The 22,237-nt window shown below is 51.7% G+C and carries 21 protein-coding genes; 12 read left to right on the forward strand and 9 right to left on the reverse strand.

Annotated elements, in window-relative coordinates:
• The first annotated feature begins 9 nt into the window (after positions 1–9).
• The 9 genes from hslU (at position 10) to tatC (ending at position 7,276) form a co-directional block, all read left to right on the forward strand.
• Positions 10–1,332, forward strand: a complete 1,323-nt coding sequence (gene hslU / locus NDQ72_16530; GenBank protein ID WKD27631.1) for an ATP-dependent protease ATPase subunit HslU — start codon at positions 10–12, stop codon at positions 1,330–1,332.
• A gap of 236 nt (positions 1,333–1,568) precedes the next feature.
• Entirely contained in the window at positions 1,569–1,970 is a 402-nt protein-coding gene (locus tag NDQ72_16535; protein WKD27632.1) for a DUF971 domain-containing protein, read from the forward strand.
• Between the two features lie 121 nt (positions 1,971–2,091).
• On the forward strand, positions 2,092–2,847 hold the full coding sequence (gene ubiE, locus NDQ72_16540; protein WKD27633.1) for a bifunctional demethylmenaquinone methyltransferase/2-methoxy-6-polyprenyl-1,4-benzoquinol methylase UbiE: 756 nt from the start codon (positions 2,092–2,094) through the stop codon (positions 2,845–2,847).
• A 22-nt stretch (positions 2,848–2,869) separates the two neighbouring features.
• Positions 2,870–3,547 (forward strand): SCP2 sterol-binding domain-containing protein, encoded by a 678-nt coding sequence (locus tag NDQ72_16545; protein WKD27634.1) that lies wholly within the window; start codon positions 2,870–2,872, stop codon positions 3,545–3,547.
• Positions 3,547–5,169 carry a ubiquinone biosynthesis regulatory protein kinase UbiB gene (gene ubiB, locus NDQ72_16550; protein ID WKD27635.1) on the forward strand — a complete coding sequence of 541 codons (1,623 nt, stop codon included), beginning with the start codon at positions 3,547–3,549 and terminating at the stop codon, positions 5,167–5,169. The genes NDQ72_16545 and ubiB overlap by 1 nt, the downstream gene beginning before the upstream one ends.
• 96 nt (positions 5,170–5,265) lie before the next feature.
• The gene (locus NDQ72_16555; protein ID WKD30428.1) at positions 5,266–5,622 is read left to right on the forward strand and encodes a phosphoribosyl-ATP diphosphatase; all 357 of its coding nucleotides are present in this window, start codon (positions 5,266–5,268) and stop codon (positions 5,620–5,622) included.
• A gap of 23 nt (positions 5,623–5,645) precedes the next feature.
• Complete coding sequence (gene tatA, locus NDQ72_16560; protein WKD27636.1) at positions 5,646–5,930, forward strand: Sec-independent protein translocase subunit TatA; 285 nt, start codon at positions 5,646–5,648, stop codon at positions 5,928–5,930.
• Positions 5,931–5,933: 3 nt separating this feature from the next.
• A complete protein-coding gene (gene tatB / locus NDQ72_16565; GenBank protein WKD27637.1) occupies positions 5,934–6,497 on the forward strand; it encodes a Sec-independent protein translocase protein TatB in 564 nt (187 codons plus the stop codon).
• Positions 6,494–7,276, forward strand: a complete 783-nt coding sequence (gene tatC, locus NDQ72_16570; protein WKD27638.1) for a twin-arginine translocase subunit TatC — start codon at positions 6,494–6,496, stop codon at positions 7,274–7,276. Before tatB ends, tatC begins: the two co-directional genes overlap by 4 nt.
• A 103-nt stretch (positions 7,277–7,379) precedes the next feature.
• On the opposite strand, the gene elbB is transcribed toward tatC, so the two are convergent.
• On the reverse strand, positions 7,380–8,039 hold the full coding sequence (elbB, locus tag NDQ72_16575; protein ID WKD27639.1) for an isoprenoid biosynthesis glyoxalase ElbB: 660 nt from the start codon (positions 8,037–8,039) through the stop codon (positions 7,380–7,382).
• A 208-nt stretch (positions 8,040–8,247) separates the two neighbouring features.
• On the opposite strand from elbB, the gene hemB reads away from it, so the two are divergent.
• Complete coding sequence (gene hemB, locus NDQ72_16580) at positions 8,248–9,255, forward strand: porphobilinogen synthase (protein ID WKD27640.1); 1,008 nt, start codon at positions 8,248–8,250, stop codon at positions 9,253–9,255.
• Positions 9,256–9,380: 125 nt separating this feature from the next.
• A complete protein-coding gene (gene ppk1, locus NDQ72_16585) occupies positions 9,381–11,594 on the forward strand; it encodes a polyphosphate kinase 1 (GenBank protein ID WKD27641.1) in 2,214 nt (737 codons plus the stop codon).
• A gap of 171 nt (positions 11,595–11,765) precedes the next feature.
• Here ppk1 and metE read toward each other — a convergent pair whose 3' ends face one another.
• Positions 11,766–14,063, reverse strand: coding sequence for a 5-methyltetrahydropteroyltriglutamate--homocysteine S-methyltransferase (gene metE / locus NDQ72_16590; GenBank protein WKD27642.1), 2,298 nt, complete (start codon positions 14,061–14,063; stop codon positions 11,766–11,768).
• 99 nt (positions 14,064–14,162) lie between these two features.
• On the opposite strand from metE, the gene NDQ72_16595 reads away from it, so the two are divergent.
• Positions 14,163–15,101 (forward strand): LysR family transcriptional regulator, encoded by a 939-nt coding sequence (locus NDQ72_16595; GenBank protein WKD27643.1) that lies wholly within the window; start codon positions 14,163–14,165, stop codon positions 15,099–15,101.
• Here the strand turns inward: NDQ72_16595 and NDQ72_16600 are convergent.
• The 7 genes from NDQ72_16600 to NDQ72_16630 all read right to left on the reverse strand — a co-directional run bounded on the left by NDQ72_16600 (position 15,064) and on the right by NDQ72_16630 (position 22,050).
• A complete protein-coding gene (locus tag NDQ72_16600) occupies positions 15,064–16,659 on the reverse strand; it encodes an ATP-binding protein (GenBank protein WKD27644.1) in 1,596 nt (531 codons plus the stop codon). The genes NDQ72_16595 and NDQ72_16600 overlap by 38 nt on opposite strands.
• A gap of 18 nt (positions 16,660–16,677) precedes the next feature.
• A complete protein-coding gene (locus tag NDQ72_16605; GenBank protein WKD27645.1) occupies positions 16,678–17,436 on the reverse strand; it encodes a winged helix-turn-helix domain-containing protein in 759 nt (252 codons plus the stop codon).
• Positions 17,437–17,905: 469 nt separating this feature from the next.
• Positions 17,906–18,085 carry a PLDc N-terminal domain-containing protein gene (locus NDQ72_16610; protein ID WKD27646.1) on the reverse strand — a complete coding sequence of 60 codons (180 nt, stop codon included), beginning with the start codon at positions 18,083–18,085 and terminating at the stop codon, positions 17,906–17,908.
• A gap of 72 nt (positions 18,086–18,157) precedes the next feature.
• Positions 18,158–18,673 carry a TIGR02281 family clan AA aspartic protease gene (locus tag NDQ72_16615; GenBank protein WKD27647.1) on the reverse strand — a complete coding sequence of 172 codons (516 nt, stop codon included), beginning with the start codon at positions 18,671–18,673 and terminating at the stop codon, positions 18,158–18,160.
• A 14-nt stretch (positions 18,674–18,687) separates the two neighbouring features.
• Positions 18,688–20,037, reverse strand: a complete 1,350-nt coding sequence (locus tag NDQ72_16620) for an MFS transporter (protein WKD27648.1) — start codon at positions 20,035–20,037, stop codon at positions 18,688–18,690.
• 193 nt (positions 20,038–20,230) lie between these two features.
• Positions 20,231–20,377, reverse strand: a complete 147-nt coding sequence (locus tag NDQ72_16625; protein WKD27649.1) for a hypothetical protein — start codon at positions 20,375–20,377, stop codon at positions 20,231–20,233.
• 47 nt (positions 20,378–20,424) lie between these two features.
• Positions 20,425–22,050 carry a BCCT family transporter gene (locus NDQ72_16630; GenBank protein ID WKD27650.1) on the reverse strand — a complete coding sequence of 542 codons (1,626 nt, stop codon included), beginning with the start codon at positions 22,048–22,050 and terminating at the stop codon, positions 20,425–20,427.
• Positions 22,051–22,237: the final 187 nt, after the last annotated feature.

A 22,237-nucleotide genomic window follows, 5' to 3' on the forward strand; every position in this document is an offset into this window, starting at 1 on the left:
GCCCTTTTTATGACTCAGATGACACCCCGCGAAATCGTCCACGCCCTGGATCAATACATCATTGGTCAACAAGATGCCAAGCGCGCCGTGGCCATTGCCCTGCGTAACCGCTGGCGTCGCATGCAACTAGACGATGAGTTGCGCCCGGAAGTGACTCCAAAGAATATTCTGATGATTGGCCCTACCGGCGTGGGTAAAACTGAAATTGCTCGCCGCCTCGCCAAGCTAGCCAGAGCGCCCTTCATCAAGGTCGAGGCCACTAAATTTACCGAAGTGGGCTATGTAGGCCGGGACGTTGAGTCGATTATTCGCGACTTGATGGAAGCCGCCATCAAAATGGTGCGTGAACACGCGAAGGAAGAAGTCGGCCATCGCGCTGAAGATGCCGCTGAAGACCGCGTTCTAGATGCACTGCTGCCACCACCCCGCGGTCAGGAAGATAAGCCTCGGGAAGATAACGGTACGCGTCAAACCTTCCGCAAAAAGCTTCGGGAAGGTCAGTTGGATGATAAAGAGATCGATATCGAAATCTCTTCCCATGGGCAAGGCATCGACATAATGACGCCGCCAGGCATGGAGGAGATGACCAACCAGCTACAGAGCCTGTTCTCCAACATGGGCCAACAAAAGCGTGAGCAGCGCCGTGTAACGGTGAAAGAGGCACTGGTTCTGCTGCGCGATGAAGAAGCGGGCAAGCTGGTCAATGAAGAAGAGATCAAAGCCCGCGCCGTCGAAGCCGTTGAGCAGCATGGGATTGTCTTCTTGGATGAGATCGACAAAGTTGCCAAGGGTAGCGGCCAGTCTAGCGGTGGCGAAGTCTCCCGTGAAGGCGTTCAGCGTGACCTGCTGCCGTTAATCGAAGGCTCTACCGTTTCAACCAAATACGGCATGGTCAAAACCGATCATATCCTGTTCATTGCCTCGGGTGCCTTCCACCTATCGCGTCCCTCGGACCTTATTCCAGAGCTACAAGGACGCTTGCCGATCCGTGTTGAGCTGGATGCGCTGACCCCCGGCGATTTCCAGCGGATTCTCACCGAGCCCTCCGCCTCGCTCACCAAGCAGTATCAAGCACTGCTGGCTACCGAAGGGCTGGATATCGAGTTCACTCCAGACGGTATCGAGCGTATTGCCGAGATATCCTGGCAGGTGAACGAAGGCACCGAGAATATTGGCGCTCGCCGTCTACATACAGTGCTGGAACGGCTGCTCGAAGAAGCCTCATTTAAAGGCGGCGACATGGATAGCCCGCTGGTCATCGATGCCGATTACGTCAATGCCCAACTGGGTGAGCTAGCAGTAGACGAAGACCTATCGCGCTATATTTTGTAAACGCGCTTATATCGGTATAGCCCGCAGCAGCTTGCCCGCTTTTTACGCACGCAAATGCTGCTGTCCAGGCTGCGCTGCGTCTAACGTTACGCACGAGAACAAATCCATGTTGCTCGTGCTTGATCGACGTCCTGTCGATCAAACGTTAGCCGTGGCGCTTGCCTTCACGCATTTGCTAAGGCGCAAATAGTCGGTCAATCCGCTTTAGCTCAATATCGTAAAAGGTGACGTCAGCCATGAATGCCCCTACTTCTACGAATGCCCCCACCCCAACGCGGGTTCACTACCATAAGCAGGCTCGCGAGCTAGAACTTGGCTACGCCACGGGTGAAAGCTTTCGGCTGCCTGTCGAGTTTTTACGGGTTTACTCACCTTCAGCCGAAGTGCGTGGCCACGGCGGCGATACTGCCGTGCTGCAAGTGGGTAAAAAAGATGTCGGCCTGCAAAACATTACCCAAGCCGGCAATTACGCTCTGAAATTGCATTTTGACGACGGCCACGACAGCGGCCTTTACAGCTGGAACTATCTTTACGACTTAGCTCAGCACCAAACAGATTACTGGCAAAACTACCTACAACGCCTTGAAGAGGCCGGCGCCTCCCGCGAACCGGCCAGCATCCAATTCAAACAGCTGTGACGCTTCACCTCAGTTGAAGCGCAGACAAGTTGGGGGTGAGAAGGCTACAATGTCGCTAACCATTTATTGCGACGACCTTTTGGTCGACTATTACCGCCTCGAACTCGGGAGCTAGAGCCCCATGAGCCCCACTGAAAAACGCACCACCCATTTTGGTTATCAGGAAGTCGCAGTTGACGAAAAAGCGTCTCGTGTTGCCGATGTCTTTCATTCGGTAGCTGCGCGCTATGACATCATGAATGACCTGATGTCTATGGGCATCCATCGCGTCTGGAAACGCCTTGCTATTGAGCGCGCAGGCGTTCGTCCTGGGCACCACGTGCTGGATATTGCTGGCGGCACTGGCGATTTAACGCTCAAATTCTCTCGTCTGGTTGGCCCGCGTGGCAAAGTGGTATTGGCTGACATTAACGCCTCCATGCTCAACGTTGGCCGCGACAAACTGATGGATAATGGCGTCGGAGGCAACGTTGAGTTTGTACAAGCCAACGCCGAGTGCCTGCCATTTCCGGACAACAGTTTTGACTGCATTACGATTGCCTTCGGACTGCGCAACGTCACCGACAAAGACGCTGCACTGCGCTCTATGACACGCGTGCTAAAGCCCGGCGGACGGTTGCTAGTGCTGGAGTTTTCAAAGCCAAATAGTGCGCTGCTGTCGAAAGCCTACGATGAGTACTCCTTCCGCCTGCTGCCTAAAATGGGCGAACTAGTAGCCGGGGACGGTGAGAGTTATCGCTACCTCGCCGAATCTATTCGCATGCATCCCGACCAGGAAACCCTGAAAGGCATGATGGAAACGGCAGGGCTTGATCGGGTTGAATATACCAACCTGACCGGCGGCATCGTTGCCCTTCACCGCGGCATTAAATTATGAACTCACCGACAATGAGGTCAGCATGCTAGTCACCCCGACCCTGTTGCTGGCCGGATGTGAACGCACGTTGAACGCCTTGCTTGCCCGTGATCCGGCTGCGCCTGCGCGTTTGTCCGCGTTAGCAGGAAGTCGACTACTGGTAAGGCTTGAAAAGCCTCACCTTCAGCTGGTGCTGCACTACCACCATGCAGGTATTGATCTGCTGCGTGGCGATGATTTAGACGAAACTGACGTCGATGCCATCGTCGAACTCACTCCTGAAACACTCTCTGAGTGGTTAAGTGGCTCCTCCATTGAGCGGTTGATGTTTGATGGCAAGCTTTCTGTGCGTGGCCGCATCCACCTTCTGGAAGCCACCCGAGACCTACTCTTTGATCTGGATATCGACTGGGAAGGCGAGCTAGCTCGCTGGCTGGGAGATATGCCCGCTCATTCACTGGCCGAAGGTGTCCGACGCGCCGCGCGCTGGGGGCTAAGAGCGAAAGATGAGCTGCTGCAAGACGTTTCTGAATACGTATTTGAAGAAGCCCGCATACTCCCCGGCCGCCAACAGCGCGATGTGCTCCGCGATCATTTGACCGAACTAGAGATCTCCACCGACCGCCTGGAAGCCAAGCTCAATCGCCTGCATAAGCGTTTGACACAGTTGACGGCCAGCCAGTCGCCAAACAAGCAGCCACACCTCGAGGAGCCGCACTGATGAGCCTGCGGTTATTGAAGATCTCTTGGATAGTGGCTCGCCATCGCTTGGATACGTTGATACCCGTTGAGCGGCTACCGTTCTGGCTACGTGCCTTAATGACGCTTTCGCCTCTAAAACTGTTTCCTGTCGGGCAGCGCAGTCGCGGCGAGCGACTGCGCCTGGCCTTGGAAGCGCTGGGGCCGATTTTTATTAAATTTGGCCAAATGCTCTCGACCCGTCGAGACCTATTGCCCGAAGACATCGCCGATGAATTAAAACGGCTGCAAGACCAAGTGCCGCCCTTCCCCGGCGAACTAGCCGCTGCACGGGTCGAAAAAGAGCTTGAAATGTCGCTTGTAGAGGCATTTGCCGCCTTTGACCGAGTGCCTTTAGCGTCAGCATCGATTGCCCAGGTGCATGCGGCAACGCTGCATAGCGGTGAAGATGTCGTCGTCAAAATTATTCGCCCCGGCATCGAGCGCATTATGCGCCAAGATATGGCGCTGATGTATCAAATCGCTAAGTTGCTGGGTAAAGTGCCTGACGCAAAACGCTTACGCCCCGTAGAAGTGATTCGTGATTACGAAGCCACCTTATTTGACGAGCTTGATCTCTACAAAGAAGCGGCAAACACATCGCAACTTAAGCGTAACTTCAAAGACTCACCGCTGCTGTTTGTGCCGACAATCTATTGGTCATACACCCGCCGCCATGTCATGGTCCAGGAGCGCATTCGCGGCGTACCAGTGGCTGATTTAGATACCCTTATTGCGCGTGGAACCAACCTTAAGAAGCTGGCTGAACGCGGCGTAGAAATCTTCTTCACCCAGGTCTTCCGAGATAACTTCTTCCATGCCGATATGCACCCCGGCAATATCTTTGTTAACTGCGATGATCCTGAAGATCCACAGTATATCGCCATCGACTGCGGCATCGTGGGGAGCCTTACTCGAGAAGATCAAGACTACCTAGCGCGCAATCTACTAGCCTTTTTCCATCAAGATTATTACGAAGTAGCAGCGTTACATATTGAGTCCGGCTGGGTGGGCGAAAACACCCGCGCTAACGAGTTCGCAGCCGCTATTCGTACCGTATGCGAGCCCATTCTTGAAAAGCCGCTAAAAGATATTTCGTTTGGGCAGGTGCTGTTAGGACTGTTTCAAACAGCACGACGTTTTAATATGGAAGTACAGCCACAGTTAGTATTGTTGCAAAAAACGCTGCTTAACATCGAAGGGCTGGGTCGTCAGCTTTATCCTGACCTGGACCTGTGGAGCACTGCGAAACCATATCTAGAAAAGTGGATGAAACAGCGCGCGGGTATCGGCGGCCTTTGGGAGTCGCTCAAACGCCAAGCGCCGGAGCTTTCTCATCAGTTGCCTGAGCTACCCGCGCTAGCGCATCAGGCACTGAGTCGAATGGAGCATGAACACCGCCAGCGTCATCAGCAAGTAACCTCAATTAGTGACGTTCAGCAGCAACTGACGCGCCAGCATAAGCGTCATTACCGACTGCGTATCGGCCTTATTTTGCTTGCTATTGCCCTGGCTTGGCAGCCGCTGAGCAGCTGGGCATCGGCTCAAGAGTGGCCTGTCTTAGCCGCTGCGGGAGTAGGTTTGTTGCTGCTGCTATGGCAATGAAACATTCTGGCAGTAAGATAAAGCGTCTCAGTGTCGCCCTTGGCGAAAGCACTGATCTTTGGCGAAAGCGCTGTGATGATTGATAAAAGGATGCCTATGACTGATTCTACCCAGACGACGCAAGTGCTAGATGCACTCGCGGAGGTCTTAAAGCAGCGTCGACATGCTTGTGCAGAAGATTCTTATGTTGCCTCCTTGCATCATAAGGGTTTGAACAAGATACTCGAAAAAGTCGGCGAAGAGGCGACCGAAACAATTTTGGCTGCTAAAGATGCCGAGCACGGCGGCGAACAAGCGCATCAAGCTGTGATCGCTGAAACCGCCGACCTGTGGTTTCATAGTTTGGTGATGCTGTCGCACCTTGAACTGGATCATCAGCGCGTTTTAGATGAGCTAGCACGGCGGTTTGGTATTTCTGGTCATGACGAAAAAGCGTCCCGCACACAACGTTAACCTGCACTGATGAGGAAATGCATATGTTAGGTGGTATCAGTATTTGGCAGTTGCTGATTGTTCTGGGCATTATCATCCTAATTTTCGGCACCAAGAAACTGCGTAATGTGGGCACCGACTTAGGCGGTGCAGTCAAAGGCTTTAAGAAGGCCATTAACGAAGAAGAGAAAGACGGCGACAAAAAAGATGCTGACCAACCTCAGGCGAAAGTAAGCCACGAAGAGGCTGGTAACACCTATGATGTTCAAGCAGAAGAGAAGCGTGCCGCCGAAGAACGCCCCACAGAACGTAACGAAGAGCGCAAATAACCCATGCTGGATATCGGCTTTCTTGAACTGATGCTGATTGGTATCGTCGGGCTTCTGGTGCTTGGCCCAGAGCGCCTGCCTAGAGCGGCTCGCACAGCAGGCATGTGGATTGGCAAAATCAAGCGTACGGTATCCGGTATGCAGCGCGAAATCAGCGCTCAGTTGGAAGCAGAGGAGTTGCGTCAAAAACTCAACGAGCAACAGAAAAAGCTCGATGACAGTCTCAAAAAAGCCAAGCAGGATGTTGAGAGCATTGCCGACGCCCCCTCTTCTTCCAGCACTTCGACACAAGCGACCCAAAACGAGACCGAGCAGCGGGTTGCCAACGCGAGTGCTCGGCTAGATGATGCCCTGCAAACAGTACGCGAAGACACGCCAGCAGCCTCTTCCTCAACGTCTCATCAACGTGCTACCGATGAACTGCGCGCGGTGAATCCTAGCGGCAAGAGTGAGCCTAGCAATAATGCTAAGCAAGCGGATGTGGAAAATGCCGATATTAAAAAAGCGGATCTTACAAAGGCGGATCTTACAAAGGCAGATCTTACAAAGGATAGTAATCACCAATGAGCATGTCTGGCGATTCCCAGGAGCCACGTAAAGACCAAGGCCAAGCGCCTCTTATTGAGCACCTGATTGAACTACGCTCGCGGCTTATGAAAGCGGTCGTGGTTGTATTAGTCGTATTTCTTGGCCTTTATGCCTTTGCTAATGACATCTACAGCTTTGTGGCTGAGCCATTAATGGCCCTGTTGCCAGAAGGCTCACAGATGATCGCCACCGAGGTAGCCTCGCCCTTCTTGGCGCCCTTCAAACTAACCCTGGTAGTCGCCGTTTTTATCGCTATCCCCTTCGTACTGCACCAAGCATGGGCGTTTGTAGCACCTGGGCTTTACGATAACGAAAAAGCGCTGGCGATACCCATTCTGGTCTCCAGCATAGCGCTATTTTACGCTGGGGCGGCCTTCGCTTATTACGTGGTTTTCCCGCTGCTCTTTGAGTTTTTCACCCAGACCGGGCCGGAAAACGTGGCGGTAATGACCGATATTAATCAGTATCTGAACTTTGTACTGAAGCTGTTTTTCGCCTTTGGTGTTGCGTTTGAAATCCCCATCGCAACATTTCTGTTGATCCTGTCTGGTGCGACCACGGTCGAAAGCCTTTCTAAAAAGCGCCCCTACATTATTTTAGGCTGCTTTGTGGTGGGCATGCTGCTTACCCCTCCCGACATTATTTCTCAAAGCCTGTTAGCGATACCGATGTATCTACTTTATGAGGTGGGCCTACTGTTTGGCCGGTTGGTACGCCGTAAGGCAAAGGCGGATGACGCTGAGGAACAAGAGACCTAAAAGCACTATTAAAGACGATCCACTGCTCAAAAAAAGCCTCTGTCATGGAAACATGACAGAGGCTTTTTACGCTTCATACGAATAGCCGATTACCTAGAAAATATTAGCCCATCATTTCATCAATGCGGTCTACCAACTTAAAGATACCTGTTGCGGCCTCACTGATACGGGTCGCCAGCATATAAGCAGGCGTCGTTACCACCCGGTGCTCATGATCCACCACAATGTCTTCTACGCCACAGCTGCGGTGCAGGCCACCCATCGCACTAATGGCGCCAGAAACACTCGGATCATGACCAATGGTCACGGCCACCCCTTCGCCAAGTAGGCGCGGGACCAAAACAGGAGAAATACACATCAGGCCAATGGGTTTTGCCTCTTCCTTAAAGCCTACCAGCGCCTCTTTTACGCTCTCAAGTACCTGCATACTGTCGCCCTTGTCGGCAAAATCAGACAGGTTTTTAGCGACACCAAAGCCACCAGGAACAATGACCGCATCAAAGTCGTCAGCATCTAGCTCAGTAATCGGGCTAATATCACCCCGGGCAAGGCGCGCAGACTCCTGCAACACATTGCGCTGCTCACCCTCAACAGGCTCTTGGGTTAAGTGGTTAATCACATGATGCTGAGCGACATCTGGCGCAAAGCAGCGATAGCCAATCCCCAACTGATCAAGGCGCAGCAGCGTTAGCGTTGTTTCATAGATTTCAGAACCATCAAAAACGCCGCAGCCTGCTAATACGATTGCTACCTGTTTGGTCATGCTTATCTCCTTATCGTAGCGCTTATTATCGCTGTTAAATCGTCGCCACTTAGCGTCGCTGAGTGGCTCACTTTAGTCAGTCTATAAAGCCACTACAAGCCAGCTACCACAAGCCTGCTTTCGCTGCAGTGCAGGACTGATATACTCACGTTAGGCCTTTTAAGGCACCTACTATTCGATTGACTATGCGATTGTTTGGAGAAAGCCGTTGAACACCTCTGCTCCCCGTCACTTCCCTGCTACCCGACTTCGCCGTATGCGTCGCGACGATTTCTCCCGTCGCTTAATGCAGGAGTCGACGCTAACACCCAGTGATTTGATTTTGCCGGTTTTTGTACTGGAAGGCGAAAATCAACGCGAAGCAATTGCCTCAATGCCCGGTGTTGAGCGTCTTTCCATCGACCTGCTGATAGAGCAGGCACGTGAGGCCTACGCGCTGGGTATTCCTGCCTTAGCTCTCTTCCCCGTTGTCGGCGCTGAGCAAAAAAGCGAGTTAGCAGAAGAGGCTTACAACTCGAATGGTCTTGTCCAGCGTAGTGTGCGGGCGCTAAAAGAAGCACTACCAGAGCTTGGCATTATTACCGATGTCGCCCTTGACCCCTATACTAGCCACGGGCAGGACGGCATTCTTGATGAGCACGGCTATGTGCAAAATGACCGCACAGTGGATACGCTGCTCAAACAAGCGCTCTCTCACGCCGAAGCAGGCGCCGATGTCGTAGCCCCCTCCGATATGATGGATGGCCGCATCGGCGCCATCCGCCAAGTGTTAGAGCAAGAACACCTGCATAATGTGCGTATTATGGCGTATAGCGCTAAGTATGCCTCTAAGTATTACGGCCCCTTCCGTGATGCAGTCGGGTCTGCCACTAACCTTGGCAAAGCAGATAAACGCACCTATCAGATGGATCCTGCCAATAGCGATGAAGCGCTGCATGAAGTGGCTATGGATATCGCCGAAGGCGCCGATATGGTGATGGTGAAACCCGGTATGCCTTACTTGGATATCGTACGCCGTGTAAAAAGCGAACTCCAAGTACCGACATTTGCCTACCAAGTCAGCGGTGAATACGCCATGCATCGCGCTGCTTTCGATAACGGCTGGCTTGAGGCCGAACCGGTGATTCTTGAGTCACTGATGTGCTTCAAGCGCGCAGGAGCTGATGGAATTTTAACCTATTTTGCGTTAGAAGCAGCACGCTTATTGCAGCGTTAGTTTAGTAGATCAGTCCGTAAAGATGACAAACCAGTGACACTAGTTTGTCATCTTTTCCCGGCATACTCCTATCAACAGCAATTATCACGCTATGATGAGTATGAACCACCACCGGGGGGGCAACCATGGACGATCAATCAGCAGATTCCACGCCAGTATTTTCTAGCGAGTCAACGAACGCTGCAAACGAGACAGTAAGTGGCGAGGGAGAAGCTTTGCCATTGCGCATCAATCGTACCCCCACCGGAGTTCACGCGAAAGAGTCTCATTTGGAGGCGGATCTTGACGATCCGCAGCTCTACTTCAATCGCGAGCTTTCTCATCTGCAATTCAATATCCGGGTGCTTGAACAAGCCCTGGACGATGCGCATCCGCTACTTAACCGGCTGATGTTTCTGCTGATCTTTTCATCCAACATGGATGAGTTTTTTGAGATAAGAGTCGCTGGGCTTAAACACCAAATGGCACTAGGCGACGATACCACCGCCGCTGATGGCCGCTTACCCAAGGCTGTGTTGGCAGAAATTTCGGATATCGCGCATCAGCAAATTGCCCGCCAATATCAAATATTGAACGAAACACTGCTGCCCGCGCTGGAAGCTCAGGGATTACGCTTTCGTCGTCGCGATCAGTGGACCGACGAGCAAAAAGCCTGGGTGAAAGATTTTTTTGATAACGAGATCATGCCGGTCATCAGCCCCATTGGCTTAGATCCTTCCCACCCGTTCCCGCGTTTGGTTAATAAAAGCCTCAACTTCATTGTTGAGCTAGAGGGAAAGGACGCCTTTGGCCGGGCTGGCGGTATGGCAATACTGCCAGCACCCCGCTCACTGCCTCGTTTGATGGCGCTGCCTAAAGCGCTATGTGCAGAAGGCTTCTCCGAGTATATTTTCTTATCGTCGATGATTCACGCACATGCAGAGGAACTCTTCCCCGGCATGCGTGTGCGCGGTTGTTATCAGTTCCGGCTGACCCGCAATGCCGATATGACCGTCGACCCAGAAGAGGTCTCAGACTTGGCCTCAGCGCTACGTGGCGAGCTATTAGCCCGCCGCTATGGCAGCGGTGTTCGCCTTGAAGTCGCTGATAATTGTCCAGATGACTTGATCAGTTTCTTGCTGCGCCAGTTTGAGCTAGAAAGCAGCGATTTATACCGTGTTCAAGGGCCGGTAAATTTGACCCGCATGATGGCGGTTCTCGGCGATGTCGACCGACCAGAGCTACTCTACCGCCCTTACTCACCTAGCGTGCCAAAAGCATTAAAAGGTGGCAGCCTGTTTAGCGCTATTGCCAAAAGCGATATTCTGCTTCACCACCCGTTCCAGTCCTTTTCACCTATCGAAGATTTACTGCGCGAGGCTGCACGCGATCCGGACGTACTGGCAATCAAGCAGACGCTGTACCGTACAGGCGCAGACTCAACGATAGTGAGTGCTCTGGTCGATGCCGCCAGCCAAGGCAAAGAAGTCACCGTTGTTATCGAGCTGCGGGCGCGTTTCGATGAGGCCGACAATCTTCAGTTAGCATCACGCCTTCAAGAAGCCGGCGCCATCGTGATTTACGGCATCATGGCCTATAAAACCCACGCCAAAATGCTGCATATCGTGCGGCGTGAGAAGGGCGAGCTGCGCCACTACGCACATTTAGGCACCGGCAACTACCACTCTAAAACCGCGAAACTATATACCGATTATAGTCTGCTGACTGCCAATACAGCGCTATGCGCGGACGTGCATAAGGTGTTCCAGCAGCTTTCTGGCATGGGCCGCGCGCGCAAGATCGACACCCTGCTTCACGCCCCCTTTACGCTTCACGAGCGCTTAGTCGAAATGATTGACCGTGAAGCTCAGGTGGCGCTTAAAGGTAAGCGTGGGCATATCATTATTAAGTGCAATTCGTTAACAGAGCCCAAACTTATCAAAGCGCTTTATCGCGCCTCGCAAGCAGGCGTAGAGTGCGACCTGATCATTCGTGGCATGTGCTGTTTGAAACCTGGTATCGAGGGTGTTTCAGAGAATATCCGCGTTCGGTCGATTATTGGGCGCTTTTTAGAACATACCCGTGTTTTCCACTTCCACAATGACGGCAAGCCAGAAACGTGGTGTTCAAGCGCTGATTTTATGTCACGCAATATGTTCCATCGCGTAGAAACCTGTTTCCCGCTATTGGATAAAAAGCTGGCCACCCGAGTACGTAAAGATCTGGAAACCTATCTGGTAGATAACTGCCAAAGCTGGCTACTACAAAGCGACGGTAGCTATCAACTGCAGAGCCCTGGCAATGGCGACCCGATCAGCGCCCAGGAAACACTGCTCTATGCCTACGCCTCAAAAAGCTAGCTATCACCGCTAGAGAAACAGTAAGCCCCGCTGCCTGCTGCAGCGGGGCTTAAATGATAAGTAGCTGTGTTCAGAAGTACCTATATTTAGAAGTACCTATGTTCAGAAGTACCTATGTTCAGAATTAACTTTTACCACCCCTACTTACTTATCTAGCGGGTGATCAGCTAATTACGCATAACGCTGACGCAGTTGATTGGCCGCTTCCACCATATTCGCCAATGCAGGCTCCACTTCAGCCCAACCACGGGTTTTTAGACCACAATCTGGGTTCACCCATAGCCGCTCGGCAGGGATTTTCTCTAGCGCTTTTTCCATCAGCGCCACCATCCACGCAACATCCGGAATATTGGGTGTGTGGATATCATAAACCCCTGGCCCAATTTCGTTCGGGTATGCAAAATCCTGGAAAGCGTCCAGCAACTCCATATCGGAACGTGAGGTTTCAATAGTAATCACATCCGCGTCTAGCGCAGCGATGGCACCAATGATGTCGTTAAACTCCGAATAGCACATATGGGTATGGATTTGGGTGCTATCCTTCACGCCAGCGGCGCTTAGCTGGAAGCTTTCTACCGCCCAATCTAAATAGTCTTGCCACTCGTGCTGGCGCAGCGGTAAGCCTTCACGTAGCGCAGGCTCGTCAATTTGAATGATCCGAATACCGGCTTTTTCCAAATCCAATACTTCGTCACGCAGCGCCAGGGCGATCTGGCGGCAGGTAGTTGCGCGAGGTTGATCATCACGCACAAACGACCACTGCAAAATCGTCACAGGTCCTGTCAGCATGCCTTTCATGGGCTTATCCGTGAGCGATTGGGCATATTCGCTCCACTTCACCGTCATCGGCACTTGGCGGGTGACATCACCAAAAATAATCGGTGGTTTCACACAACGAGAGCCATAACTTTGTACCCAGCCGAAGCGCGTAAAGGCAAAGCCTTCTAACTGTTCACCAAAGTACTCCACCATGTCATTACGTTCAGCCTCACCATGGACAGGCACATCAAGCCCTAGTGCTTGCTGGCGTTCTACGACAAAGGCAATTTCTTCACGCATGCGGGCTTCATAATCCGTTTGGCTCAGTTCACCGGCTTTAAATACCCGACGAGCAGCGCGTATCTCATCTGTTTGCGGAAAAGAACCAATGGTGGTGGTGGGAAACAGCGGTAACGCAAGCGCTCTGCGCTGTGCTGCTGCACGGGCAGCATAAGGTGATTGGCGTTGGCTATCTTGAGCCGTTATTGCTGCTAGACGTGAGCTGACAGCAGGTTGATGAATTCGGGTTGATTCCCGACGCTTATCCAAAGCATATGTTGCCTCGCTCACCCGCTGCTCATCAATGGACGTTGTTCGGTTATCAATGAGCCGAGCGAGGGTCACCACTTCATCCAGTTTTTGCCGGGCAAATGCTAGCCAGCCGACCAGCTCGCTATCTAGCTCGGTTTCTTGGGACAAGTCTACCGGCACGTGCAGCAACGAACAGCTGGGCGCCAGCCATAACCGCTGCCCTAAACGCACTTTTAAGGGCAGCAAACGCTCACGTAGGGCTGCCAAATCAGCACGCCAAATATTACGGCCATCGACTAAGCCAATTGAGAGCACTTGATGAGGGCTTAAACGATCAATCACGCTCTCTACCTGGCCCTGCGCACGCACAGCATCAATATGCAAACCAGCCACTGGCAGGCGAGTGGTTAGCGAAAGGTTATCACCCAGCGCACCAAAGTAAGTGGCAACGAGTAGCTTCAGCGGCGCCGACTGCAGGCGATGATAGGCACGCTCATACGCTTGCTGCCACGCCAACGGCAGATCTTGCACCAAAGCAGGCTCGTCAAGCTGCACCCACTCAATACCTTGGGTGGCTAGGCGTGCCAGAATTTCGCTATACACATCTAATACACTATCTAGCAGGTTCAGCCGGTCAAATTCACTACCTTTAGCCTTGCCTAGCCATAGCCAAGTAAGCGGGCCGGTTAGCGTCACTTTAGGCGTAAAGCCTGCCTGTAAAGCTTCATCTACTTCATTAAATAAGCGCTCAGACGCTAGCGTAAACGTCTGCCCCTCATGCAGTTCAGGTACTAAGTAGTGGTAGTTGGTATCAAAGTACTTGGTCATTTCGCAAGCAGCTGCAGGTGTGCCGCTAGGGGCACGGCCACGGGCCATGCGAAACGCGGTATCCAAATCAACGTTGCCTGCGCTAACTTCGTGTTGGGCGTTAAAACGCGCGGGCACCGCTCCCAGCATGACGGAAACATTAAGTACCTGGTCGTAAAATGCAAAATCGCCAACACTGATAAAGTCGAGGCCCGCGTTTTGCTGGGTCTGCCAATGAGAAAGCCTGAGCGCCTGCCCTGTTGCTTCAAGGTCTCCCCGTGAGATGTCTCCTTTCCAATAGGCTTCGGTGGCTTTTTTAAGTTCGCGCTGAGCGCCAATTCGGGGATAGCCGAGAATATGAGAAACTGTCATGATGAAACCTTTCAACGTGAATGATTTCGCACAGTCTGCTCACCCCACAAAGATGAATCAAACTAAAGTTTTTAATACTAATCATGAAAAATACTCACAATGATTGAATTACGCCACCTGCGCACGCTGCTTGCCCTCCGGGAAACCGGTTCTTTAGTGGAGGCTGCTGAGCGGGTTCACCTAACGCAGTCGGCACTTTCCCATCAGTTAAAAGACTTGGAAGGTCGCGTTGACAGCGCGCTGTTTGTACGTAAAACGCGCCCAGTAGAATTCACCCGGGCGGGTCTTCGCCTATTGGCCCTGGCGGATGAGATTTTGCCTGAGGTGCGTAAAACTGAGCGCGACTTAGCTCGCTTGGCAGGTACCGAACAGGGGCGATTACACATGGCGATCGAGTGCCACAGCTGTTTCCAGTGGCTGATGCCAACGGTGGATTATTTTCGCGACCATTGGCCAGAGGTGGAAATTGATATCCCCAGTGGTCACCACTTCGACCCGCTCCCTGCTCTTGCTAGAGAGCAGTTAGACTTGGTGATTACCGCTGACCCCCAGCCACTAGAAGGGGTTCACTACGTACCGCTGTTTCGTTATGAGGGACTGCTGGCGGTTGCTCGACAGCATGCCTTTGCCGGCCGGCCATTTATCGAACCACAAGCGTTAGCCGAGGAGACGCTAATCACCTACCCAGTCGAGCACTCCCGGCTAGATGTGTTTACCCAGTTTTTGTCTCCCGCCAATGTACGACCACAGGAAATTCGCACCGCAGAGCTCACCATCATGATGATGCAGCTTGTTGCCAGCGGTAGAGGCGTCTGCGCGCTACCCAACTGGGCACTCACCGAGTATTTAGAGCGGGATTACGTTAGCGCCGTAAAACTGGGTGAGAACGGCATTTGGAGCACACTTTATGCTGCCATTCGGGAGGAAAATATAGAAGCGCCTTGGATGCAGGATTTTTTGCGCACCGCTAAAGAGACGTCATTTGCGGTGCTGTCAGGCATTAAACCGGCAACTCGCGACGAGGAATCAGCAGCGTAAAGCGCGCGCCGCCCAGTGTAGGGCTGGTATCAACAGTGACGCTACCGCCATGGCCTGCGATAATTTTTTGCACAATGGATAAACCTAGCCCGTAGCCCCCAGAGCTACGGGCTCGACTATCGTCAAGTCTGGCAAACGGCTTGAAGATATCGCTACGCGCTTCGGGTGGTATGCCGGGCCCATCATCCTCAATATCAATACGTACAAGGTGAGGCTCATCCCATAGACGAATCACTACTTGCGACTTGCCATAGCGACAGGCATTGCTGACAAGGTTCTGCAGCGCTCGTTGTAAATAGCGAGGTTCGGCGTACAACTCAACTTCAGCACTACCATCCAGCGTTAACGATAGGCTTTGGTGCAACGGCGACAGCGTGTCGATAACTCGCTCAGCCATTGCCCGGCACTCAACCAACGCCATTTCTAATTCAACGCCATTGTTCGATTCCCCCCCCAAGCGAGCATAGGTGAGAATTTCGTCTACCAATTCGTCTAGTTCGGAAATATCAGCATCAATCCCCTGAAGCTGACGGCGAATCGCAGGTTGGTCGGTCATATCTTCGACCATTTGCACCGCGAATCGTATACGGGCCACCGGCGTGCGTAATTCATGAGAGACCGCACGAATCATCTCTTGCTGGCCTCTTAGCAAGCTCTGAACTTGATTCGCCATCCCATTGAATGCCATGCCCAGGCGGCCTAAAAAGTCTCCGCTTTCCACTTTCACCCGGGTTTCTAAGCGCCCGCTAGCGATTCTAGTCGCAGCAAGCTCTAAACGCGCCATACGCGATTCAATACTGCGCATAATTAAGTAAATAATCAGGCTAAGCACTACCATCAAGCCTACCAACAAAGGTAAGTGCAAATTGACCGGCAGCGTATCACCACGAGAGGTCGGTCCCGCTTGCAACCACTGATTATCACCAGGCACCCGGTAAAGCAGCATCAGCGAGAGCTTATCCGACACCAGCCGCGTCAGCACGCCTCCCTGAGAGAGTTGAAACTGCTGTTCTGGAGTAAGATCTGAGGGCGGCGTTGAAAGCAGGACAAGTGGCCAGCCACCCGTGTCTAGCGAAGCGATGGCGTCGGCCCTCGCCTCATGTGGCATGCTAGCAAGCCACTCTCCGAGCAGTATCATGCTGCCCTGCCACTGACGCTCGCTCCAGGCGGCAAACGTTGCTTCCAGCATCCACTCATCGCTGGGTATGCGTTGCCGTAACCGCCAGGGGTCTTCAGCAACTAATACCGTGCCTCGCTCAACGCGAGCTTGTTCAAAGTAGTTAAGCCCCACACTCTCAATACGCTTAAGTGAGAGCTGCATACCCAGCCGTTCCGAAAAGCGGGCAAGCATGGTTTCTCTTTCAGCTACCGGACTTGACGCTAACTGCTGCGTCATTAACGACATCGGCAATGCGGCGAGCTGTTCACGATAATCTTCACGACGAATCTGCTCGATAAAAGAACGCCCGCCCAATGCAATAAAAAATACCACGCATAGTGCTAGCCCCAACAGAAGATAAAACCTTAAAAAAGAACCGTGGCCCAGCACTCGCCGCATGCGGTTAACCTCTGTTAGTTAACTGTCTTTGACAAAAAGATAGCCTTTGCTTCGCACTGTTTTGATCCGGTGCGGTTGGTTAGGGTCGTCGCCTACTTTGGGACGAATACGCGAAACCCGCACGTCAATTGAACGATCCTGACCATCGTATTTAATGCCACGCAGCTCATTAAAAATTTCTTCTCGGGTTAATACACGCCCTGCGTTGCTCGCCAACAGCCACAGTAGATCAAACTCCGCGCTGGTGAGATCAATACGCTCGCCGGAAAGCCAGGCTTCACGCGTTGCGTTATCTATCTCTAGATTTTCAAAGCGCAGGCGCATCTCACCACCCGGCGCTGGTGCATCGGCACGACGCAGTAACGCACGCATACGCGCTAGGAGTACACGGGGTTGAACCGGTTTTGGCACATAGTCATCGGCCCCCATTTCCAAACCCAGCACCTGGTCAAGATCATCCGTGCGGGCCGTTAGCATCATGATAGGACCAGCAAAGTTGGGCCTAACACGACGGCAGATAGCCAAACCATCCTCGCCCGGTAACATTAAGTCCAAAATCACCAAGTCAGGCTGAAGTGTTAAAATACGATCCACGCCTTTTGCACCATCCGCCTCTAGCGTCACTTGAAAGCCATTTGCCTCCAGATATTCGCGGGTCAGCTCTGCCAAGCGCTGGTCATCTTCAATAATCAACACGTGATCTTGATCGGGATAGCCAAGTGTGGCGGCGTCTTGAGCCCCAAGCGCCTGAAATTGCTGTTCCAAGTGGTCTACCATCCTTTATATTCACTCCGCTTAGGCAGTTTGTGTTATCACCCGCTCACCCTATGTAACCGCAGGTTGCAATATCTTCCAGGATACCTCAAAACCGTTCAAACGCCTGCCCCCTTACTTCTTTCCCCATAACCTATGTAATGGTTCGCCTGCTAGACACCTTGATTCTTACACCGCCAAACGCTAATGTGGCGTTGCTAACTGTCGATAATCTGGCAGAAGGAGGACATTATGGGAAACAGCAAAACAAAAAGTGTTATCAAGCGCGTTTACGTACCCACTCAAGTGCGCGATTTGCCTAATGGAGAGAAGCTGACGATTCCTGGGCATTATAAAGCGCCACCAAGTGACTAAAACGGCTTGCGTGATAAGCCGCTTCACGATCCGTTAGGTAGTCTGATCGCTAGGTTACTAAAAAGGCAGACCACGGAGGTGGCCCGCTTTTTATTTTTTAGAAATAGCGTGTTGTTCGCTACCCTTTGGGGCCAAATAGAAACCACGCGATCAGTCCAACCAACGGGAAAAATAATAGCGCCAAGATCCATAACAGCTTTGCCAGCCCACCTGCTGAACTCTTAGCAACTTTAACAATGGCCCATACAATAATGATGAGCCAGATAAGCCCTAGTAATCCACCTACCTCAATGCCCATAACTGCTCCTTAGCGGGTTTGCTTCCATGAATTTCCAGCTAAGCACACCGTTTCGATGCAGACAAGTAACATTCACTCCGTAGGCAGGCTCAGCACCATTTCTCCGCCACGTATTTCAATCACCAATAAATTAAGAAAACTCATGCCAAGTAGTACGGTATCGTTTTCCATACCAGGGCTTATAGACCCTTGCACGCCATTCATACGTATGTTGCCCAACACAACCTCATCTAGCTGTGTCAGCGAGCCCTCTGCGCGACCATTCGCGGTATTAAACCAAGCACTGCGTCCCGGCTTTAGCCCCAACTCGCTAGCTAAATTGCGCGGTACTGCAACATAAGTCGCCCCCGTATCTAATAGAAAGGTCACCGGCTTCCCGTTAATTTTCCCAGGAGCTTCAAAATGGCCAGCACGATTACGCGTCAAATTGACAGGTCCGTCATCGGCGGAGGCGTACATCACATGGGCATTCGGCGTCATTACCTTCTCGAAACCACCATCTAATAGCCATGTGCCAGCAGCCAATAGCAGCACCCAAAAGAGTAGCATTGTGACGATACCACCTCGTTGCATAGCGAGGGTTTTCATACGCCACCTCCAGACTAAGCGCTCCTTTTCCAGGCAAGTGCAGCCTCACGTCCACGCTGCTCATTCACGCCAGCGCATATCAACATCGCGATAACAAACAGTGCTACACATAATAGGATAGACGCTTGCAAACCAATTAACGTTTGCAAAATGCCCAGCATGACAATGCCGAACACGCCGGCCAATTTATTAGCGAGCCCCCAGAAGCCAAAAAATTCAGCAGACTTCTCCAGTGGTGAAAATACGCCGACCAGCGCCCGGCTAGCTGATTGGCTAGACCCCAGACTAAGCCCCGCCAGACAACCGACCACCAGAAAAACGTACTGTGCCTGCCACTGCACGGCGTAATGGCTGTTCACCCAGTCGGTCAGCTCTGGCGTCGCCCATATTGATAAAATAGCGATGACCCACAACGCCAGTGTCATTTGATACGTGCGCTTGGCGCCCAATTTATCCTGTAAAAAACCAAATCCCAGTGCGCCTGCCGCTGCCGTTATTTGAACAATAATAAACATAATATTGCGCACGCTCTCATCCCAACCAATCACCTGAGCGCCATAAATAAAAGCAAACGCAATAATGATGTAGACACCTGCCATTGAGAATAACAGCGACACCAAAAAGACAGTTAAGTCTTTAAAGTAGCGCAGCTCAGTAAATGTTGAGCGAACACGCTGTAACGCAATACGTTGATAGGAAACAGCATGGGGTTGAGGCACTCCCCGCTCTTTCATCCATAGGAAGGTGGGAAGCGCGGCTACTAAGAAAAAGCCAGCTGCAAAAGGACCTACCCAACGTATGCGCTCAAAGTTATCGGCGGTCGCCTCCCCTAGCACCATCAGCGTAAAACCAGCGGCAAAAAGGCCACCAATATAGCCAAGCGCCCAGCCAAACCCAGAAATTTTACCCAGCGCATCAGGGGGGCCTAGCTCCGGTAAAAAAGCGGCAATAAACGACTCGCCCATCGAGTAAGCATAGTTTGAAAGTATAATTAATAGCAGTCCCGCGACTACGTAACCAGGCTCGACAAAGTAGAGCATGGCAGTTGTCGCCACAGTGGCGAGATAACTGATTAATAAAAAGCGCTTTTTTTCTGCTCGATAATCCATCACGGCACCGCAGAGCGGGGCAGTTAACACGACCATTAGATAGCTCAACGCGAGCGCGAGACTCCACAAAAAATTGGCTAGACGAAAGCCATCGCCTCGATCACCGACGATTACCGTCGTGAACAATTCTCCAAACACGACCGTGATGATGAGCAAGGTGTAAGCCTGGTTGGCAAAGTCAAACATTGCCCAACCAAATATTTCACGTCGCGATGCGTAGGTGGGAGCAACCTTGGCGGGGTTAGCAGTCAGCATGCAGGCTCTCTCAAAAAAGTGTGTAGTAGCGTCATTACCCTATTAACGACAGCTAATTCATGACGATAATAGGGCAAGTGATTATTCAGTAAAGCGGCTTAACCGCGGACGGGGCCTTAAAAAAGCAAACGCTCGGCATAGCCGAGCGTGATACGCTGAACATTGTTACTTTTGCCATCCTTGGCATTCTGGTTCATAGCAACCAGTGCGCTACCACGGCGGCAATACCCACCACCATCGCAGTTATAACAGCAACAGTGACGAGGCGATCCAACCAGCGATCAACAACCTCCCTTTTGGGCTGTTTTCGCGTGGCACCGTGGCGTCCTTGCCGGGCCATCAGCACGCCTTATCCATGTGTGCATTCCCCATAAATCAGCGAATAATTTAACTATTAATGCGGCGATTGACGACACTTGGAGCACGGCGTAAGCGTTCTTCTTCGCCTAACTGCTCAGCTTCAAATGCATCAGCACCAACCGGCGTTTCCCCGTGGCGACGATATAACTGCGTTAACATCGCCTTGCGGTCAGCACGCAGCTCACGAACCAACACTACAATCATCATATACAAAATAAAGGTAAACGGTAATGCCGAAAGCACCGCCGCTGACTGCAGGCCAGAAAGTCCACCCGCCACAATCAGTGTTAAACAAATGGCGGCGATCAAGACACCCCAAATAATACGCTTATAAAGTGGCGGATTGATGGAGCCATTGTCGGTCATTTGCGCCACGATGTAGGAAGCAGAATCTGCCGACGTCACCAGGAAAATGAAGATAAGTAACATGGCGACGACCGATAATGCACCGGTAAAGGGCATTAGCTCGAACATCTCGAACAACGCCACAGTAATATTGGCTTCAGTGGCGGCAGCCAATCCAGCATCACTGCTCGACATTTCCAAATTAAGCGCGGCACCGCCAAAAATACCTATCCATAAACAGGCTAATAGTGGTGGTACAAACAACACACCAAAGACATACTCTTTGATCGTGCGGCCACGGGAAACACGCGCCACAAAGGTACCCACAAACGGCGACCAGGCAATGACCCATGCCCAATAAAAAATGGTCCAGCTACTCGCCCATTGATTATCGCTGTAGGGCGAAATACGTAGGCTCATACCGATAAAGTTTTGCAGGTAATCGCCAAGTCCCAGGGTAATGGTCTCTAAAATAGCAATAGTAGGGCCGGTGATTAATACATACAGCATCAAGCCAATACATAAAATCATGTTTAAGTTCGATAACCGTTTAATGCCTTTATCCAAACCTGACCATGTCGATGCCATGTAAGCACAGAACATGACAAACAGAATGATAAACTGCCAAAAGCCATTTTCCGGCAAACCAAACACCGCATTAAGGCCACCGTTCATTTGCAGCACACCTAAGCCAAGCGAGGTGGCAACCCCCATAACGGTGGCGACCACGGCAAAAATATCCAGCCAGGATGCGTAGGGGCGCACCCGGGGATGTTTAGCCGTCACCGAAGAGAGCACTGAAGACACCAGCCCTGCTTGCCCTTTGCGAAATTGAAAGTAGGCAATAATCAAGCCCACAACAGAAAATGCTGCCCACTGATGGACGCCCCAGTTAAAGTAGCTGTATTGGATTGCATAGCGCGCAGCAGCGTCTGTTTCAGCAGGCACGTCACCATAAGGCGGGTTGATATAGTGCGTCATTGGTTCCGCCATACCGTAGAACACCAGCCCAACGCCGAACCCAGCCGCCAGCAGCATGCTAATCCACGAGAAAAAACTGTAGCTGGGCGTACTGTCTTGAGGGCCAAGGCGCACTTTTCCATACTTACTCAATGCTAAGCCAACCAGAAAAATTACAAAGCCAAACACTGAAAATAAGTAGAACCAGCCGAACAGTTCCGTAATTGAGGTGAGCGCCGCTTGGGCTGCATTACCAAAGCCTTCTGGGAATGCAGCGCCAATAACAACCAAGCCGAATATAATCACTGCAGAAGCGACAAATACCGACTTACCGCCATGATTTGCCATATAACCATCCTGTTAAATGAGCATTGTGTATAACAGCGTAAAATGTACCGATAAATACAGGCTTTTTGAAACCTATATCTTGTACTAAACATTAAACGGCATGGTCTTTAAGCTAACATATTCGTATAAAATTTCTTTACGGTAGTCATAAAGAAATGTTGACCCAGACCAGGAACTTGATACCCAG

The organism is Halomonas sp. KG2 (assembly GCA_030440445.1).
GTDB lineage: Bacteria > Pseudomonadota > Gammaproteobacteria > Pseudomonadales > Halomonadaceae > Vreelandella.